This is a genomic window from Lacticaseibacillus sharpeae JCM 1186 = DSM 20505 (assembly GCF_001436225.1).
GTDB lineage: Bacteria > Bacillota > Bacilli > Lactobacillales > Lactobacillaceae > Lacticaseibacillus > Lacticaseibacillus sharpeae.
This window is the reverse complement of record NZ_AYYO01000046.1, coordinates 1-1,893: the sequence shown is the minus strand read 5'-3', so window position 1 is coordinate 1,893 and position 1,893 is coordinate 1. Positions and strand designations below refer to the sequence as shown.

1 protein-coding gene is annotated in these 1,893 nt (G+C 42.2%); it reads right to left on the bottom strand.

Features of this window, described 5'->3' with window-relative positions; translation table 11 throughout:
• On the bottom strand, positions 1 to 1,748 hold a 1,748-nt coding region (locus FC18_RS09230), incomplete at its 3' end, for an IS1182 family transposase (RefSeq protein ID WP_054680726.1).
• Positions 1,749 to 1,893 lie beyond the last annotated feature (145 nt).

Below are 1,893 nucleotides of genomic sequence, written 5' to 3'. Positions count from 1 at the left end.
GTGGCCGGGACATAATTCCCGTTCACAAAAATTAAACGACCGAGCATTCTGAAAATCTTCAGAATGTTCGGCCTTTTTTTGCCTAATTTGTCAAAAGTAGAGAAATAATGCCATATTTCGGGTTTGAATGTACGACAAATAAACTCCCATTTCAGCATTTTTTCGAGCAAATCAGGGTAAACGTTGATTAAGATGGCCAGTTTCTTGAGATTACCAGCCATCAATACTATTCCGGTTTCGTTTGTGACGGCTTGAAGACCGCGGACGGAATATCGATTAAACTTCAAATTACGTTTTAAGTTGCCAAACACTGGCTCTACTTCAAACTTACGCATGCCGTAAATTAAGCGTCCGTCTGGAGTTGCAAGCTCGCGGCGAACCAGACTCTTTTGTGATTCCCAGTCGATATTCACCGAAATGGTTCGCTGGGATCCGCGTTCAGTTTGAGTAAGTCTATCTTGTTCTGGATTACAGCCGGGTAAGGCTTCGTATTTGAGGAAATGCTTGACGAAACCGGTGCTTTTATCAACTTTGTCGTATTCACGAACTCGGCCAAATTGAACACCAATATTGTCGATGTATCTATCAAGTAAACCGTTGTACTGCCAGTTCTGTCGCTTTGTTAGGTCTTTCTGATATTTTCGGGACAATTCTTTTAGATACATGGTGTAAGGAATCAGCGGCACTGCGTGGCGTTGATGCAATACATACTCATAGTTTGCCTGACTGCCATATCCGGCATCAGCAACGATATATCTGAATGGAATATCAATCTTTTCAAGAAACGGTATCAGTGTTCGTTGGTCAGTCGGTCGTTGGGTAACGTCATAATACAAGACAAACTGGTTCTGAGTGGCGATTTGAATATTGTAGCCTGGTTTAGTTTGGCCATTGTTCATTGGATCTTCCTTCATCATCATGAAGGTTGCATCATAATCAGTTTTAGAGAAGCTATTACGCTGGCCAAATACCTTATTGGCTTCAACATACTTGGTCTTACGCGGAATGAGGTCATTATGAAGAAGGTGCGATAAATGCTTAAGGCTTCGACGCTGGCGCTTGTTCTTTGAGCCACCAGGTATAGTGCGCTCATTGGCGACAACTTCATCTAAGTACTCGACACGCGAATCAATTTCATCAACAACTTCATTTAGCCGAGCCAAAAGGTCGGCCGCTTCCGAATGTAGGTCAATTGAAGGGTCTATTTGCATCAACTCATTAAATAAGTCATTGGCCTTTTCATCAAGAATAGGCTCGAAACGTTCAACACTACGACGCCAAACAAAGGAATACTTGTTGGCATCGGCCGTAATTTTCGTTCCATCAATAAAGATTTCTTCATCATCCAAAAGCTTTAGTGATTGTAGCAATAGACGAAATTGAAGATACAGAACCTTTATTAGTTCACCAGTTTGTTCTGCGGAGCGGAACCGATTAATAGTTCTGGCGTTAGGGACAATGTCGGGGTTCCCAATTAACCACTTCATGGGAATATTCTCTTCAGCTAACCGTTGAATTTGGGCACCGGAGCGTTGATTACGCAGGTATGCGAAAAGAAGCATTTTTAGCATCATCCGTGGGTCATATGCCGAGGCACCACGATTGTCAGGATTAATTTGGGCAAATAGTGCTGGAGAAATTGCATCAATGAACCAGCTAATCACGCGAACAATGTGGTCATCAGGGACTTCAATCAATAAAGGAAATGACAAAAATGACTGGTTATTGTTATACTGTTTGTATGGCACAGACGTACCTCGCTTTCGTTCTTTTTCGTCGAAGTTAAGGTTAGCAGAGATTACACTCTGTGCCTACATAAAAAATCCCCAGTAAATCCAATTGTTCGGATTTACTGGGGATTTTTATTTCAGTGCCGAATTATGTCTCGGCCAC